At 69.4% G+C, this 2,672-nt stretch carries 2 protein-coding genes and 1 pseudogene; 2 read left to right on the top strand and 1 reads right to left on the bottom strand.

What is annotated here, in order from left to right:
- Positions 1-1,871: thioredoxin domain-containing protein (locus AC3XYG_RS06655; protein WP_489139024.1), on the bottom strand; the 1,871-nt coding region annotated here is incomplete at its 3' end.
- Between the two features lie 120 nt (positions 1,872-1,991).
- Here AC3XYG_RS06655 and AC3XYG_RS06650 point away from each other — a divergent pair.
- Positions 1,992-2,237, top strand: a complete 246-nt coding sequence (locus AC3XYG_RS06650) for a DUF6489 family protein (RefSeq protein WP_489139023.1) — start codon at positions 1,992-1,994, stop codon at positions 2,235-2,237.
- Between the two features lie 199 nt (positions 2,238-2,436).
- Positions 2,437-2,672 (top strand): annotated as a pseudogene (locus tag AC3XYG_RS06645) (tRNA uridine-5-carboxymethylaminomethyl(34) synthesis GTPase MnmE); the annotation flags it as partial.

Here is a 2,672-nt window from a genome sequence, read left to right as displayed (position 1 = left end):
AGCGAGCGGCCATGCACCGCACGCAGCAGCGCCGTGGTGGTCGGATCCTGCTTCGGGCCGATCACCACGATCTGCAGCGGCTCCATCCGGTCCTCGGCCTGGTTCAGCCAGGTGGCGAGCGGGATGAAGTTGCGCTGCAGCTCACCGGTGAAGGCGGCGATCAGCGAGTCTGCGCGCAGGGCGTAAAGCCGGTCGCCGGTCAGATGATGCAGTCGCGCCAGCACCCCCAGCATGGTGCCGTTGCCGGACGGCACCGCGGCGTCATAGGCGGATTTGGTGCGCACGATCAGCGCCTCGCCATCATCCGCGGTCATGAAATAGCCGCCGCGACCGCCATCCCAGAAATGGGTGTCGAGCACCGCGGTCCAGCGCTTGGCGTGGTCGAGATAGGCGGCCTCCTCCGTCGCCTCGTGCAGGGCCAGGGCCGCGGCAACCATGTCGGCATAGTCTTCCAGCAGCCCCGGCGCCGTCGCCTTGCCGCGGCGCCAGGCATGGGCGAGGCGAGCGTCGCCACCGAGTTGCCGCACCACAGCAGCGAAGGCGGTCTCGGCCAGGGTGATCCACTCCGGCCGGTCGAAGGCCTGGGCGGCGCGGGCCAGGGCGCCGATCATCAGTCCGTTCCAGTCGGCCAGCACCTTGTCGTCCCAGCCGGGCCGTACGCGTACGGCCCGGCGCTCCAGCAGTACGGCCCGGTCGGCGGCCAGCGCCGCCTCGGCAGCATCGTCGCCCAGGGCCGTGTTGCGGCGGCGGTTGAGGACGTTTTTCTCCTCCCAATTGCCATGAGCGGAGACGTCGTACGTCTGCTTGAACACGGCGGCGCGGTCACCCAGCGCCGCGTCGATCTCGGCCTCGGTCCAGACGTAGAACCGGCCCTCCTCACCCTCGCTGTCGGCGTCGAGGGTGGCGGCGAAGGCACCGCCCTCGGCGATCATCTCGCGCTCGATCCAGGCCACGGTTTCCGCCACTCTTGCGGCGTAGAGCGGGTCTCGAGTCTCCTGCCAGGCCAGGGTCAGCAAATCGACCAGCTGGGCGTTGTCGTACAGCATCTTCTCGAAATGCGGCGCCAGCCACTCCTCGTCGGTGGAGTAGCGAGCGAAGCCGCCGCCGAGATGATCGTAGATACCGCCCTGGCTCATCGCCGTCAGTGTACGCAGCACGGCATCGCGCCAGGACGTACGGCCCGACCCGCCATGGCCTGACGCGTCTTGACGCGACCGCCGCCAGCCGCGCCACAGCAGCTCCAGCAATCCCGGCTGCGGGAATTTCGGCGCGCCGCGCAGCCCGCCCCAATTCGGGTCGAACTGGCCGGACAGCTGCTCCGCCACCTGGTCGAGCAGACGGCGGTCCAGCCCGGCACCCGGCCGGTTCTCCGACTGCTTGGCCAGCGCCTCGGCCAAAGCGGCGACATTGCCGGTGACCTTCTCCGGCTCGGTGGCATAGGCGGCGGACAGGGCGCGCAGCACGTCGGGGAAGCCGGGCCGGCCCCAGCGGCTGGCCGGCGGGAAATAGGTGCCGCCCCAGAACGGCGCGCCATCGGGCGTCAGGAACATGGTCAGCGGCCAGCCGCCCTGCTGGCCCAGCAGCGCCAGCGCCGACTGGTAGATGGTGTCGACATCCGGCCGCTCCTCGCGGTCGACCTTGATCGACACGAACAGCTCGTTCATCAGGCCGGCGATGGCGGGGTCCTCGAAGCTCTCATGCGCCATCACGTGGCACCAGTGGCAGGCGGCATAGCCGACCGACAGCAGCACCGGCTTGTTCTCGGCCCGGGCGCGGGCGAAGGCCTCCGGCCCCCAGGGCTGCCAGTCCACCGGGTTGTCGGCGTGCTGCAGCAGGTAGGGGCTGGTTTCCTGGGCGAGGCGGTTCGGCATTCGCTGTGTTCCTGTGCTGTGACGACCCTTGCGGCCAATCACCGGCTTCGAGGCTATACTCTCGCGGATTGCTGACGCCGCCAACCCGACCTGGAGACATCGCATGCCCGGAGACATCGCATGAAGGTCACCGTCGATATCGACTGTACGCCGGAAGAGGCCCGCACGTTCCTCGGCCTGCCCGATGTCGCCCCGATGCAGCAGGCGCTGATGAAGGATTTGGAGACCCGGATGCGCGCCAACCTCGCGGCGATGGAGCCGGAGGCGCTGATGAAGACCTGGCTGCCGGCCAGCATGGAGGGCTTCGAAAACCTGCAGCGTGCTTTCTGGCAAGGCATGACCGGCGGCAAGGGCGGCAAGTCCTGAACGTGCGGGACACTCTTTCGCGCGGCCTCTCCCGCCCACACCGTCATTGCGAGGAGGCGAAGCCGACGAAGCAATCCATGGGTCAGTACGGGCGGCCCGATGGATTGCTTCGCTGCGCTCGCAATGACGGTGTGGGACGCGGGAGAGGCGATGCCATCGATGTTTCACGTGAAACACCGACCGCGGGCACGGCCACCCCATGAGTACCCGCGACACCATCTTCGCCCCTGCCACGCCGGCGGGGCGTGGCGGCGTGGCGGTGCTGCGCCTTTCCGGCCTGGCCGCAGGACAGGCGCTGGAGATCCTGATGCGCCGCCCCCTGCCCGCCCCGCGGCTGGCGACCCTCGCCGAGCTGCGCGACCCCATCGACGGCACGCCGCTCGATCGCGGCCTGGTGCTGTGGTTCCCCGGCCCGGCCAGCTACACCGGCGAGGA

Source organism: Inquilinus sp., from assembly GCF_057815775.1.
The sequence above is the reverse complement of the archived record's forward strand: the minus strand, read 5'-3'. Positions and strand labels throughout refer to the sequence as shown.

What these genes read in the sequence shown, in the direction of transcription:
- AC3XYG_RS06650 (WP_489139023.1), top strand. Translation starts at nt 1,992, where the DNA reads ATGAAGGTCACCGTCGATATCGACTGTACGCCGGAAGAGGCCCGCACG.